This window comes from Flavobacterium sp. LC2016-12, from assembly GCF_015351595.1.
Lineage (GTDB): Bacteria > Bacteroidota > Bacteroidia > Flavobacteriales > Flavobacteriaceae > Flavobacterium.
Window position 1 is genome coordinate 35,498 of sequence record NZ_JADKPT010000009.1, and the last position, 15,164, is coordinate 50,661.

17 protein-coding genes are annotated in these 15,164 nt (G+C 32.6%); 5 read left to right on the plus strand and 12 right to left on the minus strand.

Going from position 1 to position 15,164, the window contains the following annotated elements:
• Positions 1-238 precede the first annotated feature (238 nt).
• A complete protein-coding gene (gene tsaB, locus IRZ99_RS14590; protein ID WP_194657970.1) occupies positions 239-913 on the plus strand; it encodes a tRNA (adenosine(37)-N6)-threonylcarbamoyltransferase complex dimerization subunit type 1 TsaB in 675 nt (224 codons plus the stop codon).
• 8 nt (positions 914-921) lie between these two features.
• Here the strand turns inward: tsaB and IRZ99_RS14595 are convergent, their stop codons facing one another.
• The 3 genes from IRZ99_RS14595 to IRZ99_RS14605 form a co-directional block, all read right to left on the minus strand.
• Positions 922-1,731, minus strand: coding sequence for a mechanosensitive ion channel family protein (locus IRZ99_RS14595; RefSeq protein ID WP_194657971.1), 810 nt, complete (start codon positions 1,729-1,731; stop codon positions 922-924).
• Between the two features lie 88 nt (positions 1,732-1,819).
• Positions 1,820-2,227 carry a YtxH domain-containing protein gene (locus IRZ99_RS14600; RefSeq protein WP_194657972.1) on the minus strand — a complete coding sequence of 136 codons (408 nt, stop codon included), beginning with the start codon at positions 2,225-2,227 and terminating at the stop codon, positions 1,820-1,822.
• A gap of 157 nt (positions 2,228-2,384) precedes the next feature.
• Entirely contained in the window at positions 2,385-3,284 is a 900-nt protein-coding gene (locus IRZ99_RS14605; protein WP_194657973.1) for a NifU family protein, read from the minus strand.
• A 142-nt stretch (positions 3,285-3,426) separates the two neighbouring features.
• On the opposite strand from IRZ99_RS14605, the gene IRZ99_RS14610 reads away from it, so the two are divergent.
• Positions 3,427-4,416 (plus strand): type IX secretion system membrane protein PorP/SprF, encoded by a 990-nt coding sequence (locus IRZ99_RS14610; RefSeq protein WP_194657974.1) that lies wholly within the window; start codon positions 3,427-3,429, stop codon positions 4,414-4,416.
• Between the two features lie 7 nt (positions 4,417-4,423).
• On the plus strand, positions 4,424-4,942 hold the full coding sequence (locus tag IRZ99_RS14615) for a gamma carbonic anhydrase family protein (RefSeq protein ID WP_194657975.1): 519 nt from the start codon (positions 4,424-4,426) through the stop codon (positions 4,940-4,942).
• Between the two features lie 91 nt (positions 4,943-5,033).
• On the opposite strand, the gene IRZ99_RS14620 is transcribed toward IRZ99_RS14615, so the two are convergent.
• The 6 genes from IRZ99_RS14620 to IRZ99_RS14645 all read right to left on the minus strand — a co-directional run bounded on the left by IRZ99_RS14620 (position 5,034) and on the right by IRZ99_RS14645 (position 9,879).
• Positions 5,034-5,750, minus strand: a complete 717-nt coding sequence (locus tag IRZ99_RS14620) for a LytTR family DNA-binding domain-containing protein (RefSeq protein WP_194657976.1) — start codon at positions 5,748-5,750, stop codon at positions 5,034-5,036.
• Between the two features lie 104 nt (positions 5,751-5,854).
• On the minus strand, positions 5,855-6,565 hold the full coding sequence (locus IRZ99_RS14625) for an intradiol ring-cleavage dioxygenase (RefSeq protein ID WP_194657977.1): 711 nt from the start codon (positions 6,563-6,565) through the stop codon (positions 5,855-5,857).
• Positions 6,566-6,577: 12 nt separating this feature from the next.
• Positions 6,578-7,690 (minus strand): sensor histidine kinase, encoded by a 1,113-nt coding sequence (locus tag IRZ99_RS14630; protein WP_194657978.1) that lies wholly within the window; start codon positions 7,688-7,690, stop codon positions 6,578-6,580.
• Entirely contained in the window at positions 7,691-7,912 is a 222-nt protein-coding gene (locus IRZ99_RS14635; protein WP_228519095.1) for a DUF4907 domain-containing protein, read from the minus strand.
• A gap of 100 nt (positions 7,913-8,012) precedes the next feature.
• Positions 8,013-9,020 (minus strand): kelch repeat-containing protein, encoded by a 1,008-nt coding sequence (locus IRZ99_RS14640; protein WP_194657979.1) that lies wholly within the window; start codon positions 9,018-9,020, stop codon positions 8,013-8,015.
• Between the two features lie 16 nt (positions 9,021-9,036).
• Entirely contained in the window at positions 9,037-9,879 is an 843-nt protein-coding gene (locus IRZ99_RS14645) for a DUF6268 family outer membrane beta-barrel protein (protein WP_194657980.1), read from the minus strand.
• 230 nt (positions 9,880-10,109) lie between these two features.
• Between IRZ99_RS14645 and IRZ99_RS14650 the strand changes: the two genes are divergently transcribed.
• On the plus strand, positions 10,110-11,438 hold the full coding sequence (locus IRZ99_RS14650) for a DUF4270 family protein (RefSeq protein WP_228519096.1): 1,329 nt from the start codon (positions 10,110-10,112) through the stop codon (positions 11,436-11,438).
• Positions 11,439-12,674, plus strand: a complete 1,236-nt coding sequence (locus IRZ99_RS14655; RefSeq protein WP_194657981.1) for an aromatic hydrocarbon degradation protein — start codon at positions 11,439-11,441, stop codon at positions 12,672-12,674.
• A 5-nt stretch (positions 12,675-12,679) separates the two neighbouring features.
• Here the strand turns inward: IRZ99_RS14655 and murI are convergent, their stop codons facing one another.
• The 3 genes from murI to IRZ99_RS14670 all read right to left on the minus strand — a co-directional run bounded on the left by murI (position 12,680) and on the right by IRZ99_RS14670 (position 15,150).
• Positions 12,680-13,456: a glutamate racemase gene (gene murI / locus IRZ99_RS14660; protein WP_194657982.1), complete on the minus strand. Its 777-nt coding sequence runs from the start codon at positions 13,454-13,456 to the stop codon at positions 12,680-12,682.
• A 155-nt stretch (positions 13,457-13,611) separates the two neighbouring features.
• A complete protein-coding gene (locus IRZ99_RS14665) occupies positions 13,612-14,115 on the minus strand; it encodes an OmpH family outer membrane protein (RefSeq protein WP_194657983.1) in 504 nt (167 codons plus the stop codon).
• Between the two features lie 15 nt (positions 14,116-14,130).
• The gene (locus IRZ99_RS14670; protein WP_194657984.1) at positions 14,131-15,150 is read right to left on the minus strand and encodes an OmpH family outer membrane protein; all 1,020 of its coding nucleotides are present in this window, start codon (positions 15,148-15,150) and stop codon (positions 14,131-14,133) included.
• Between the last annotated feature and the right edge of the window lie 14 nt (positions 15,151-15,164).

Genomic DNA, 15,164 nt, shown 5'->3' on the forward strand with positions numbered 1-15,164 from the left:
ATTTTTAGTGGTGTTGGCGGCTTCATTAGTGTGATTGCATATTTGATATGGGTGCATTATAGTGTCTATAAAACAAAATATTATAATGATGAATTTAAATATTTTGCAGTAGAAAAAAGGTTGATCATATACATAGGCTTTTTATTGGCAAATTTGTGTGTGGCATTTCTATTATTCTGGTTATTAACCCTTATTTTTGCTGCTTTAATTTTTGTATAATTTTTAATAACAAACAATTTTGTCTTTTATTCTCAATATCGAAACCGCTACAAAAAATTGTTCTGTAGCAATTGCAAAAAATGGTGAAACAGTTTTATGTAAGGAAATTGCAGAAGAAGGATATTCGCATGCCGAAAAGCTCCATGTTTTTATTGAAGAAGTAATTTCTGAAGCCGGAATCACAGTTCAGGATTTAGTTGCAATTGCAGTAAGTCAGGGACCAGGTTCTTATACAGGTTTACGCATTGGAGTTTCGGCGGCAAAAGGATTGTGTTTTGCATTAAATATCCCACTGATTGCTGTTGATACATTACAAACTTTGGCTTCTCAGGCAAAAGTTACTGACGGAAAAATAATTCCGATGCTGGATGCCAGAAGAATGGAAGTTTACAGTGAAATTTTTAATGCAAACCTGGAAGTTGAAAGAGAAATTCAGGCAGAAGTGATTACAGAAGATTCTTTTGCGGAATATAAGGATGTACTTTACTTTGTTGGTGATTGCACAGAAAAATGTAAACCAGTTTTGACAAAAGATAATTTTGTTTTTCTGGAAGATATAAAGTACCCTTCAGCTTCAGCAATGAGTAAAATCAGTTTTGATAAATATCAAAAAAGCGACACTGTAGATGTCGCTTATTTTGAGCCTTATTATTTAAAAGATTTTATGATGGCACCTCCATCAAAAAAACAATAAAATTTATTTTATTTTTGAAGTGTATACGGTTGAACTGAAATTCCAGCTTCATCTAAAGCTGTCTTGCAATTCTCCAGAGTTTCAGAGAAAACGACACCGTAGTTTACATTTTTAGCCCATGGGCGTACTGAAAACTCTACAGCACTAGTGGTTAGGTTTTTTACAAAAACTTCGGGAGCAGGTTTCTTAAGTACCTTAGGATTTTTATTTAAAACATCTAAAAGAACTTCTTTCGCTTTTTTGATATCTGAATCATATGAAACTGCAAAAGTCAAATCCGCTCTTCTTTCCCCCTGCATAGAATAATTAATAATCGTTCCGTTAGATAATGCACCATTTGGTACAAAAACAGTCTGATTATTAGCGGTAAGCATTTTGGTAACAAAAATCTGTATTTCGCTTACTGTTGCTATAACGCCTTGTGCCTCGATCGTATCCCCAACTTTAAAAGGCTTGAAAACGATAATTAACATTCCGCCTGCAAAGTTAGAAAGTGAACCTTGTAATGACAAACCAACCGCAAGTCCCATTGCACCTAAAATAGCAACAAAGGAAGAGGTTTCGATACCCAATTTTGAAATAAAGGTTACAAACAACAAAATTCTTAGTGCCCATATCAAGATATCAGAAAGGAATTTTGTTAATGTAGGATCTAAATTTCTTTGAACCATTACTTTTGTAATAATTCTATTTATTAATCGGATAGCATAAATACCAACAAATAAAATTAGAAATGCCGAAACTAATTTTGGCGCGTAATCAACTAGTACGTCAATAAATTTAGTGACATAAATACTAATTTGTTCTGGACTCATCATGTTTATTGAATAAAAAAACCTTCTCAAAACGAGAAGGTATATTAGTGGTGCAAATATAAGATATTTCTTTTATAAGAAAAATAAGTATCTATTCCTTAGTTTTAGTTTCGTCAATAATTTTATCTTCAACAGTTGCTGCCGTTTCACTGGCATCAACTACAGTTTCCGAAGCAATTGTCTTTGTGTCCGTACTGATATCGCTTGCTTTTTCTTTTACAGAATCAATTACATCGCTTATAGAATCTGTTGCTTTTTCTACATATTCACTTACAATATCTTTCGCCTGATGTGCATATTCTGCGGCACTTTCCAGAATTGGCTCTGAGGCTTCTTTAGCTTTTGCGATAGTTTCTTCGGTAAAAGCCTCTGCTTTTTCAATATAAGGAGCGGCAGCTTCTTTTGCTTGCTCAAAAGTACTTTCAGCCTGATTGGCTAGATCTGTTGCAGATTCTTTGGCCGTGCCAAATAAATTCTTGAAAAATGAAGATAATCCCATGGTTTTATAATTGATTGGTTAAGAATACAATATTAAACTTTTTTACAGAATTATAGTGTTATTGTTGGAATAATTTATTGAAAAGTAAGAAGATGGGAAGTAATAAAAAAGCGCTCGCTATGGGCGAACGCTTTTGGTATTTTTCTGAAATTATTTTTTATGCATTTATAGCCTCAACTTTAATCGCTTCATCATTTAACATGCTTTTCAACATGTTTTCAATACCACTTTTTAAAGTAAAAGTAGAAGATGGGCATCCGCTGCACGCTCCTTGTAAAATAACTTTTACTGTTTTATCATCCTCATTGTAAGAATCGAATGCGATATTTCCTCCGTCAGCAGCAACTGCCGGTTTTACATATTCTTCTAAGATATTGATGATTTGTTGTGAAGTTACATCCAGTTTATCAAAAGCTTCATCTTTAGTGATGTCATTTTTTGTAGCAACTTCAATTAAAGTTTCATCTAAAACAGTTCCTCCATTTTCGATAAATTGTTTGATATATGTTCTGACTTCCAAAGTGATTTCATCCCAGTCGTTAATGTCATATTTAGTTACCGAAATGTAATTTTCATCAATAAAAACTTCTTTTACATAAGGGAACTTAAATAATTCTTTTGCCAATGGTGAAGAAGCCGTTTGGTCAATATTTTTATATTCTACCGGGTTTCTGGTTAACATTCTGCTTACAACAAATTTTAATGCCGCCGGATTTGGAGTTGTTTCTCCATAAACGGTAATAGGTTGTTTTTTTGCCTTGTTTTCGTCGATTTTAATAATTACACCACCTTTGTCAACAAATGCTGCAATTTGTTCTGCAACAGCATCTTGTACGTCTTCCCATTCTACAATGCTGTATCTTTCGATTGCGATGAAATTTCCTGAAATATAAACTGTTTTTACAAACGGAAGGTAAAATAATTGTTGCGCTAAAGGTGATTCCTGTGCCTCATCAATATTTTTAAACTCAAAGTTTTGGTTTTGAGTAATGAAATCTTCAAATTCAAACTTTAATATAGTTGGATTTTGAGTTTCTTTTATGGTGATTTTTGTCATGATTTGTAATTTTTTACAAATTTACTAAAGTTATTTTCTACTAATAGCTATATTTGATTTTTTAATAAAATAATTAAGATTCTTATTATAACTAATCGGATTAAATTAGGAGTCTATAATTTATTCAAACAAAAATGCCTTTATGAAATTTAGAATCAGGGTTTTATTTATTTTTTTATTAGCTTCATTTTACTCTTTTTCGCAAGAAGGCATTCCTGTTTATTCAGACTATTTATCAGATAATTATTATTTGATTCATCCCTCTATGGCCGGAGCAGCAAATTGTGCTAAAATAAGACTAACCGCCAGAAAACAATGGTTTGGTCAGGATGATGCGCCAGAACTTCAAACATTAAGTTTTAATGGTAGAATAGGCGAGAGATCAGGAGCGGGAATTATTGTTTTTAATGATAAAAACGGATATCATTCTCAAAAAGGTGTAAAGCTTACTTATGCACATCATATTATGTTTTCCAGAGATGAAATTGATCTAAATCAGCTTTCTTTTGGTATTAGTGGAGGAGTAATCCAAAATCAATTAGATGAGACAACATTTGGAACAGAATATGACCCACTTATTTCAGGACAAATTCAAAAAGATTCTTATTTTAATTTAGATATTGGTGCTTCATATAATTATTTAAATTTTTACGCCCATGCTACTGTTCAGGGTTTAATTGAAACCAGAAAAGAATTGTACAGCGATTTAGAAAGTGACAATGTTAGAAAATACCTTTTGAGTGCCGGATATGTTTTTGGCAAAAGTGATAAAATCACTTGGGAACCTTCAGTATTGCTTCAAGTATTTGATCAGACTAAAGAGAAATCAATTGATTTAAATATGAAAGCGTACAAGAACATGGATTTTGGAAGTTTATGGGCAGCATTATCCTATAGAAGAAGTTTTGATGGTGCACAATATGTTTCTGGAAACGGTGTTTCGTCTCAAAAATTGCAATATTTTACGCCTATTATTGGTATAAATTATAAGAACTTTATGTTCGCTTACACTTACTCACAAGTGATGGGTGATGTAAAATTTGATACTGGCGGGTATCATCAAATTACTTTAGGTATCAACTTATTTTGTAAAAAGGAACGTTACGATTGTAATTGTCCGGCAATTAATTAATTTTTTTATGCTAATTAAGTCTGTAAACGGAAAATCACCTTCAATTCCAGAGGATTGTTATGTTGCCGAAAACGCTACCATTGTTGGCGATGTTACATTTGGCGAATCTTGCAGTGTTTGGTTTAATGCTGTAATTCGTGGTGATGTTCACTTCATTAAAATTGGAAACAAGGTTAATATTCAGGATGGAGCAATTATTCATTGTACGTATCAAAAACATCCAACTATTATAGGAAACAATGTTTCAATTGGTCATAATGCCATTGTGCACGGTTGTACTATTCATGATAATGTTTTGATAGGAATGGGCGCAATTGTAATGGATAATTGTGTAGTTGAAAGTAATGCAATTGTTGCCGCTGGTGCTGTTGTAACGCAAAATACTGTGGTGACTTCAGGAAGTATCTATGCGGGAGTTCCTGCCAAAAAAGTAAAAGATATTGACCAATCTGATTTTGCAGGCGAAATTGAGCGTATATCGAACAATTATGTAATGTATTCAGGCTGGTTTAAAAACGAAGAATAAATTATAAAAAAAATCAAAATAGAAATTCCAAATTCCAATCGTTGTCAGACATTCTTGGAATTTGGAATTTGTGTTTTTTGGAATTTAAAACTTATAAGTTGATCTTTTCGAAAAAGGTATTTTTGTAGCTCTCACTAATTGGAATTCTTTTATCACTTATTAAAACTTTATTTTTCTGGATCGATTTTACATGTTTTATATTGATAATATAAGACCTGTGAATTCTTGAAAATCCTTTGCTGGAAAGTAAATTCTCTAATTTAATCAAGCTAATTAAGGTGAGCGTAAATTTATTATCGGTTGTGTAGATTTTTACATAATCTTTTAGGCCTTCAATAAATAAAATATCGGCAAAATTCATTTTTACGTTTTCATATTCAGCTCTTACAAACATAAAATCCTGTTCTAATTCAGGAGCTGTAGTGTTTTCAGAAATAGCCTGAGTCGCAGCTGTGGGATTGAAAATTTGCTGGGCACGAACTACAGATTTTAAAAAACGATGAAACGGAATTGGTTTTACCAAATAATCTACGGCACCAAGATTAAATCCTTCAACCGCATAATCAGAATAGGCAGTTGTGAAAATAATCAATGGTTTTTTTTCTATAGTATTTAGAAATTCTATTCCAGAAAAATGAGGCATTTGAATGTCCAAAAATATCAAATCGATATTCGTCTGATTGATAAATGAAACGGCATCGATCGCGTTATTAAAAGTGCGAACCAATTCTAAGGAATCTACTTTTCGGACAAAATCTTCTAATAATTCTACCGCTAGAGGTTCATCATCTATAATTACACATTTCATCTGTTTCAGTATTAGATCGTTAAATTTGTTTTGGTCTTCAAAAGTAGTTTTAAACCCGTAAATTAAGTTTTAAAGTTTTCATAAATTACTGGTTTGAATTTAAATTAAGCATTTACTGTTATAGTTTTGCTTAAGGTGTAACCATCCGTTAGATTTCCGGTTAATGTGGCAAGTTCAGCATCTAAACTATCGGAGAAAACATTATCTCTTGTATTTGAAGTGTCGGCTTGACCGTGTGCGACATAATTTGCGCTTGAATATACTTCGCTTGAAACATTTTCAGGAAAAGCAATTTGTGTTACCAATAATGAAGAACCAGTTGCTGTTAAGACTTCAACATGAACATGGGGTGCTCTTCCCTGGTACCAGCCTGGAAAAATTGAAATAAACGAAACTTCTCCCTTTGCATTGGTTGTTTGTCTTCCCCTTAAAAAATGAAATTCTGTATAATTGGTTTGTTGCATAGAAGTTCCACCATACTCTGAATAGTTTCCGTCTTTATCACAATGCCATACATCTACCAAAACCCCTTCTAACGGAGTACAATTATTGCTTTTATTTTCAATCGTCAGATTAATAAGTAAGGCAACTCCAATTCTGTCTGATTTTATATTTTCTAAAACCAATTGGCTTGGTGTTTTTATAGGAAAAGGACCTTTTGTTTCAGCAGGTGAAACTGAGCAGCTTCCATCTGTCGAGGAATTAGAACCCGAGTCGTCATTATCGTTTTTTGAGCAGGATTCCAATAATTTAGAAGCTGTTGCAAGAGAAGCGATTCCTAAAATACCGTTTCGGATGAATTTTTTTCTGTCCATAATCAGTTGTTTTTAATTTATTGGTGTTTGAATTTCATCTAATTTTAAATTTAAATGCACACGGTAGTACTGATTGTCCTGCGTTATATCTAATTGATGAGCGTTTGGATATAGCAAATCCAGACGATTTTTTATATTAGCTAACCCTATTCCTGAGTTTTCAGGATCTTTAGTATAATCTTCAATGGTATTTTCTATCCAAAAATCAATGCTGTTTTCATGTATGAAAATTTTAATTTTTACGTGAGCCGCACCTTTATAATCGGTCCCGTATTTAAAAGCATTTTCAACAAACGAAATCAATAACAAAGGTTCTATGAATTTATTTCTGGTATCACCATGAACATTTATAACGATGTCTTCAATGTCATTTAGTCTAAGTTTTTGTAGCTCAATATAATTTTGGATATAATTAATCTCTTTTTCTAAAGCCACCGTTTTGTTATCGGTTTCATACAGCATATAGCGCATTAACTCAGATAATGTTACGATGGCATCAGGGACCAAATCAGATTTTTTGTGTGCCAACGAATAAATACTGTTTAAAGAATTAAATAAAAAATGCGGATTAGTTTGTTTACGCAGATAAATTAATTCGGTATTTGTTCGGTGTGTTTCGGCAATTAATTTGTTTTGTTGATTGTTGTAGAATTCTGTTAGTGTTCTAATTATGGCACTTATGGTTAAAATTAAAATGTAAAATAACGAAGGGCCAATTTTAAAAAACAAAGGTTGTCTTCTTGCCATTATGATGCGTCTTTCTCCTCTCACAAAGTCAGCTGAACCTTCAGGCATTATTTTGGGAGGTAACATGTTTGCAGGTCTGACATGATTAAATTCAGGAATGAAATAATTAATCCTGATTATCATGAAAAGGAGAACAAGCGCAAAAATAAAAGTAAAATAGAGCCAGTATCTTTTTTCTAAAAGCAAGGCTGGTACCAAATAAAAATAATTCAGATAAAACAGAATAATTCCGGTAAGCCATTGTACATAAAAATCATTGTTGATTCTAAACGGACTTTCGTAAAATTGAATTAATGAAGTCAAAATAAAGAAAGTCCATATAATACTATGGAACAAAATTTTGTTTGAGCTGGTATTTTTGATGGTATCTAGGTTCATTTATAATTTTATTTTTAATAAAATTAAATCATTTTTTGTTACCGTTGGCGATAAGCCTTTATAGAGTTTATCGACAACCAAGCTGCCTACTTTTAATGCATCTTTTTCTGTAAAAAAGCTTTTTGTTTCGTTTATTACTGGTATGACTGATTGCTTGATTAAAATCCTGTCATTATTAGCGATCGAATAGCCCCATCCGGATTTTGTTTTAAATGTTGCCATTTTAAATGATTCTTTTCTAGTACAGGCCGCCAATAACAAAACAAGTATAAAAAACAGCAAATTCTTCTGGATGTTGTTCCAGAAGACTTGCTTTTTAATATTAATTATCATCATCGTTTTGTTCTTCAGTAGGTTTAAATTCCCAAGCATCATCGAAATAACTTGAACCAACTCTTCCTAGCATGTAAAAGCCATGATTGTTTACTGCGAAACCAACAGCGTCTGTTCTGGCAGCTCCCTCCATTGGTGTTCTTTCAACCCATAAATCTGTCGATGGATTGTATTCCCAAATCGTTCTCACATTTTCCCCACCAACAATATAACCCAATCCGTTCATAGCAAAGCTTGAGGCATTGGAACGAACAATTGCATAATCATCATTGTATGAGTCATCATCATCTACGTCTTTATCAATGTCACGTTTTCTTGTCCAAACATCTGTTGCTGGATCAAATTCCCAGAAATCTTCCTGATAAACACCATTGTTAATTCCGGTTCCTAAATAAGCTTTATCAGCAATTATGAAAACAGTTGCATTACGTCTTTTGTTTCCGCTAAATCCATTTACAATGTTCCAGGTATTTGTCTGATCATTATACTGGTAAAAATCTTTAAGATAATTTCCATCATAACCAGTTCCAAAATAGGCTTTTCCGCCAACCTGAAATCCTAATGCTCCGTAACGGCCAGTTCCTGCAAAATCTGTTTTTTGAGTCCAGCTATTACTTGTTGGATCATATTGATAAAAGTCTTTTAATTTATTAGTCCCATCATAACCAAGACCAACATATCCTTTTTCATTTAATGCAAAACTTGATGCTGAACTTCTCCCAACTCCTGTGAAATCGGCTTTTTGTTCCCAATAATCCCCTGTAGAATTGTATGCCCATAAATCTTTTAAGTAAACATCTCCAGTATATCCTGTTGCTATATAGGCATAATCTCCAATAATAAAGCTTGTGGCACTAGATCTTGCGGGTCCGTCAAATGCTGATTTTTTAACCCAGTTTCCTATTAAATCATCATCATCGTCATCATTGCTGCAGCCTATGAAAAAGAGACTCGAAAGCAGTGTAGCGAATAATATTCCTTTTTTTAAATTATTCATAGTGTATTAAATTTATTTATTGTTTGTATTTGATCCCAATGCCTAAAATGTATCCGTTACCGGTGTTAAAATCATATACTTCATGATTGTCATTGTCAATAAGTATGTACTTTTTATTAAAATTATAACCAGCTTTAAAATTTAAAAACCAGTTGCGATCTACATTTCTTTCATACTCTAAAGCTGTAGTCATTTGAGATAAACTCACTTTTGTAGCCTCTTTATTTAAATTAATTTGTGAATCTAAATTGTAAAAATTACCATTAAAACTATTGGTTATGCTGAGCTTGTTCCGGATATTATTTGAATATGATATTTTAGAATCAGGAAACCCTATTGATAAACTGCTTTCATTATTTATTTTATAATTTAAAGCCAGAAAAGGCATGAACTTAGGATAACCAAAAACCGTTGCTCTTGAAACACCAATGCTTAAATCTGTATTAAAATTCAAATGCTGATTAATTTCAAAACTTCCTAAAAATGTTACATCAGAAATATCAAAATTTTGTTCAAAATTGGCTGTAGGCGTTATGATAAAATTCAACTCTGTTGTTTTTGTAACGTTTTGTGTAAACTTAAATTGATTTTGTAATTGATTAAATTGAGTCGGGTTTTCAAGCGATTCAAAATCTTCTGTTTCATAATTGACTTTCAAATGTGAGTATTCTAACGTGTTCGATACTTTACTTTTGCCGTTTATTTTTTTACTGGCTTCGATACTAATGTTCGTCTCGTTAAAATTAATTTTATCAGTAGGTTCTGTTTTTAAATTCATATTTACTGAAAAATTATCCTGCGCTTTCATACTATAAAATGAAATTGTAAAAATCGAACATATTAAAAACCGTATTTTCATTACTTATTTATTGGTCCAAAAGTAGGTGCCTAATGTATTTTAAAAAAAGAAGATATATGTATGGTGTGTTTTGATAGACAAAAGAGCTCTTTTTACAGCCGAATCAAGTATTTGATGTCTAAATGCTATTGTAGATGATTTATTGCTGTTTATAGTATAAAAAAGCGAGGCTGTATATGTTATAGTGCGGTGCAGAGGAGTGCATTTTATATTTGTTCAAAAAAATTATTATGCACAAGTTTATATTAATGTTGTTTTTTCTTATCACAATACTTTCATGTGGTACAGATACAGATGCCGGCGAATTTGTTGTAGGTTCGGATTATTTAGCTTTAGATAACAAAGTTGTTTTAATTGATACTGTAACGGTAGAAATGTCAACTATTAATTTCGATTCTCTTGTGACTTCAAGTCAGAGCCGAATATTAATCGGAAATTATGACGACCCGGTTTTTGGAAAAGTAAAGTCGAATAGTTATTTCCAGCTGGCTTCGAGTTCTTATACATTAAATAATGGAGGTTCAGATACGGAAACAACAAATTATGTATTTGATTCTATTGCAATGATTCTTAAATATGATAATTATTACTATGGTGATACTACAAAAGTGCAAACTTTTGATATTCATCGTCTGACTCAAAAAGTAAAGCCAAATAGTGAGGATGATAGTTTTTATAATAACTCTGTTTTGAGTTATAGTGATGAAAGTATCGGAACAATTTCGTACAAACCAAGACCTATTGAAAAGGATTCTATCACAATAAAAATGAATGATGCCTTTGGTGCAGCACTTTTTCAAAAATTAAAGACAAGGGAAATTACTGATTTTGACAGTTTTTCAGAATATTTGAAAGGATTGGCATTGGTTTCTTCAACGGAAAATTCCTCAAGTGTCATCGGTTTTCATGCAGCTACAAGTAAAATTAGATTGTACTATTCAAAATATCAGGCAGATACTGAAGAGACACCTTATATAATCGATTTCACAATTTCGGAGGCAACAAAACAGTTTAATTCTATTTCTTTAGATAAAACCGGAACCTTGCTACAAAATTTGCCCATTGCGAGTAGTAAATTATCAAGTTCACTCACAAATCGACAAGGTTTTATTCAGTCGGGAACCGGAGTAGCCTGCAGGATAGATTTTCCTAATATTAAGCAACTTAAATACATTTCGGACAAAGGTGCTATTGTTAGTGCTGAGTTGCTTTTAAAACCTATTAATAATTCCTTCTCAGAGCAATATCCTCTGGCAGATTCCCTGAAAGTTTATGTTGCTGATAATTTAAACAGAATAAGTGGTTCGTTGGAAAATGGTGCAGGAGCATATGTTTATGGTGCTTTAAATAAAAAAAGTGACGAATTTAATGAGAATCTTGGATATGTAATTCCTATTGGTAGTTTTCTACAGAAAGAAATGTGGAAACAATCTGATTCCAGATCCTCTTTGATTTTGACATTACCTGTTATATCTAAAGCGGTAAACAGAATTGTTTTGGGAGATCAAAAACATCCTAATAATAAAATTCAATTGAAAATTTATTACACCTCTTATTAAATGAAAAACAGAATAGTTTATTTAAGTGGCGCCATATTGATGTCGCTGACTTCATTTTCGCAAAGTATTTCAAGTTCACCTTATTCGTTATATGGAGTAGGAAGTTTGTACGATTCTGATTTTGGTGTAATTCCATCTATTGGATCTTCTGGAATTGCATTGCCATCGGATACATTTATTAATAATCTGAATCCATCGTCATTAGGTTATTTGCCTCAAAATCATTTTATGTTTGATATTGGAGGGAAAGCTATAGCAACAACCTATCAGAGTGGTTCAAGAACGGAGAATCGTAATAACTTTCAATTTTCGCATATTGCATTTGCTTTTCCGGTTACGAAGAACTCTGGCTTTAGTGTAGCTTTGAGACCTTATTCGAGTGCAACATTCAAAATTTCTAATTTAAAATTACCGATAGAAAACAGCCAGGAATACTATTATTTGACAGCAGCAGGTTCTGGAGGATTAAATAATTTTGATTTTTCGTATGGCTATCGATTAGGGAAAAAATTATCAGTTGGAGTCTCAGCTGCAGTATTATTTGGAAATACAACTGATGATCGGAGTTCTTTAATAATAAGTTCAATTACAAACATTCACAAAAAAACAGATTATAGTGGTTTGCGTGCTACTTTAGGAGGGCAATATAAAATTGATTCTACTTTAACAATTGGTTCAACATTTAAATTACCAGCCCAAATTAGGGCTTCTAAAGTTCAGACGGTTCAAACTGTTACAGATGATGTTGTAACCACTGTAGAATCAGATGTTGCTTCTAATATAGATGATTATTATATGCCTTTGGAAATTGGGGTTGGGGTTAGTAAGCGCTTTAAGAATAATTTGAATATGACATTAGATTATGAAAAAAGTTTATGGAATGATTCGAATCAGTCTGAATTGTATGGAGATTTTGTAAATCAGGATCGATTTGCACTTGGATTTACCTATAGAGCTAAAAAAAATATTCGGAAATATTGGGATAGCGTTCAGTATGCAGCCGGAGCAAATTTTGATACAGGTTATCTTGAGGTTGATGGCAAACGTATTAATAACGCAGCTATTTCTATTGGACTTTCTCTTCCAATAGATAACACTTATTCAGCTTTAAATATTTCCTACTCTTATGGTCAAAAGGGAAAAATTTCAGATAATCTAATAAAAGAAAATTACCATAAAGTATCCCTTAATTTATCGCTTGATGGGATTTGGTTTGTTAAACGAAAAATAGAATAGGGGAGCTAGAAATCCTTTTTTACCACTGGATATTTATAATTTAATATTGACTCTAAAACAGCGGGATCTGAATTGACATAAAATTCAGGCTCGCTTTTTTTGTTATCTGAGAAACCAACCTTTTCACGCAAAATATTTTGGGTCTGACGAGCTACGGCTTCTCCGGAATCAATAATCTGAATATGGTCTGGAAGTATTTTTTTGATCTGTGGAATCAAATAAGGATAATGACTACATCCTAATACCAGATAATCGATATTAGCATCGATCATTGGCTGTAAATATGATTCTAGTAGTTGAGTCATTTCAGGTGAATTCAGGTTCCCGTCTTCAATAAGCTGAACAAGGCCGTGACCAACTTGTTCAATAATTGTAGTATGCTGAAACATTTCAGCAGTTTTATTGAACAGTTCGCTATTTAATGTTCCTTTGGTAGCTAAGATTCCGATTACTTGTGTTTTAGAATTATTAGCCGCTGGTTTTATTGCCGGTTCAATTCCTATAAATGGAATATCATAAGTTGCTCGAAGTTCGCGAATTGCATTTGTTGTTGCCGTATTACAGGCTACAACAATTAACTTACAGTTCATTTCAAGTAAAAAATCAACATTCTTTTTGCTTAGAGCGACAATCTCTTCCTTGGTTCTTTGACCATACGGAGCATTTTTGCTATCAGCTAAATATATAGTTTTTTCGTTTGGGAGTAGATCGTGAATGGCGCTCCAAATGGAAGTTCCTCCAATACCGGAATCAAAAACGCCTATAGGATTGTTGTTCGTCATACTACAAATTTAGTATTTTTTTGAAATAGATTTATATCCTTAGTAAACTGAAATTATATAATACTATTGTTTTTTAATCATAATTTGATGTACAAAAAAAACTGCCCAAACTTTTTTAAAAAATTTGGGCAGTTTATAGTAAGAAGATCCGTTTTTTAGAATCCTAAATCTTTTTTTACATCAGCAGTAATGTTTGGACCATCAGCTAAGATTAGAGTAGAACCATCTAATACATATTGGTATCCTTTAGCTTTTCCAACTTTTTGGATAGAAGCTTTTACTTTTTCCATGATTGGTTTTACGATATCAGAATCTTTTTGTTGCAATTCTTTTTGAGCATTGTCTCTGTAAGCGGTAATTCTACCCTGCATGTCCTGAACTTCTTTAGAACGTTCTCCGTTTACAGCTTCAGTTACTGTAGTAACTTCTTGCTCATACTTTTTGATTTTAGTTTGATATTCTTCAATCATTTTTTTGTATTCAGCATCATATGTAGCACTTAATTTTTGTAGTTGATTTTGAGCATCAAGCATTGCAGGCATTTTCGACATAATCTCGCTAACATCAACATGGGCTACCTTAGCCTGTGCATTCATTGTGTTACTTGCTCCTAAAATTAGTATGGCAGCAATTAGTAAAGTTTTGATTTGTTTCATCATTTTTAAAAATATTAATTAATTATTGGTCGTATTTGATTTTTGTGTTTCGGCTTCTTTTGCTTTCTTAGCCGCTTCTCTTTCTTCTAGTATTTTCTTTCTTCTCTCTTCTAATTCTTTTTTACGTTGCTCGTAAAGTTTTTGTCTTTCTTCGGCCTTATTTACCGCTGGATCAGCAGTCGGTGTTTCACCTGTTGTAGCAGGTTTAGCAGTTTCGTCTGTCTTACCTGTTTCAATTGTTTTTGAGGCTTCGGTTGTTTTTGCAGGTTCAGAAACCGTGCCATTTTTTTTCGCTTCTCTTTCTGCTAATATTGCTTTTCTTCTATCGTCGTATTCTTTTTTCTTTGCTTCCTGTTCTAATCTTCTGTCTTCAATTAGTTTTTCTCTGGCTGCCTTTTTCTCATCAAGTGCTTTCTGTCTGTCTGCCATTGCCGGATTTTCGTCAATTGCATTTTCTTTACTTTCTTTAGCCTCCTGATCTTTCAATTGCTTTTTAGTCAATTGCTCGCGTTTGTCAGTTCGATTTAAAACACGAATTACCTGATCGCTGATATCAAATTTCTTATTGCTGAAAAGCATTGTTAAATCTGATGATTTGTCAAAAATGAAATCATAGTTCTTAGCTTCAGCAATATCCTGAACGGCCGTAAAAACCTGATCTTGTATCGGTTTAGCCAATGCTGCTTTTTGATGAATTAAATTTCCATTTGACCCAAATTGCTTTTGCTGATAATCCAGCATTTCATCTTCAAGAAATTTAATTTCTGTTTCTCTTTCATCTATAAGCTCTTTGGTCAATAAGGCTTTTTCAGCTTTAAGACTTTCCTTAAGCGTATTTATATCTAATTTTTTGGCTTCAATTTCCTGTTTCCATTTTTGAGCCTTTAATTCTAATTGAGCTGTGGCCTCTTTGTAATCAGAAACATTTTCCAAAATGTATTCCATGTCGATATAGCCAATTCGAGTTGTTCTTGTCTGAGCCTGACTTGCATTTGCTACAATCAGGGCTAAAAATATAAATAAAAATTGTTTTCTCATAACATTACTTTATT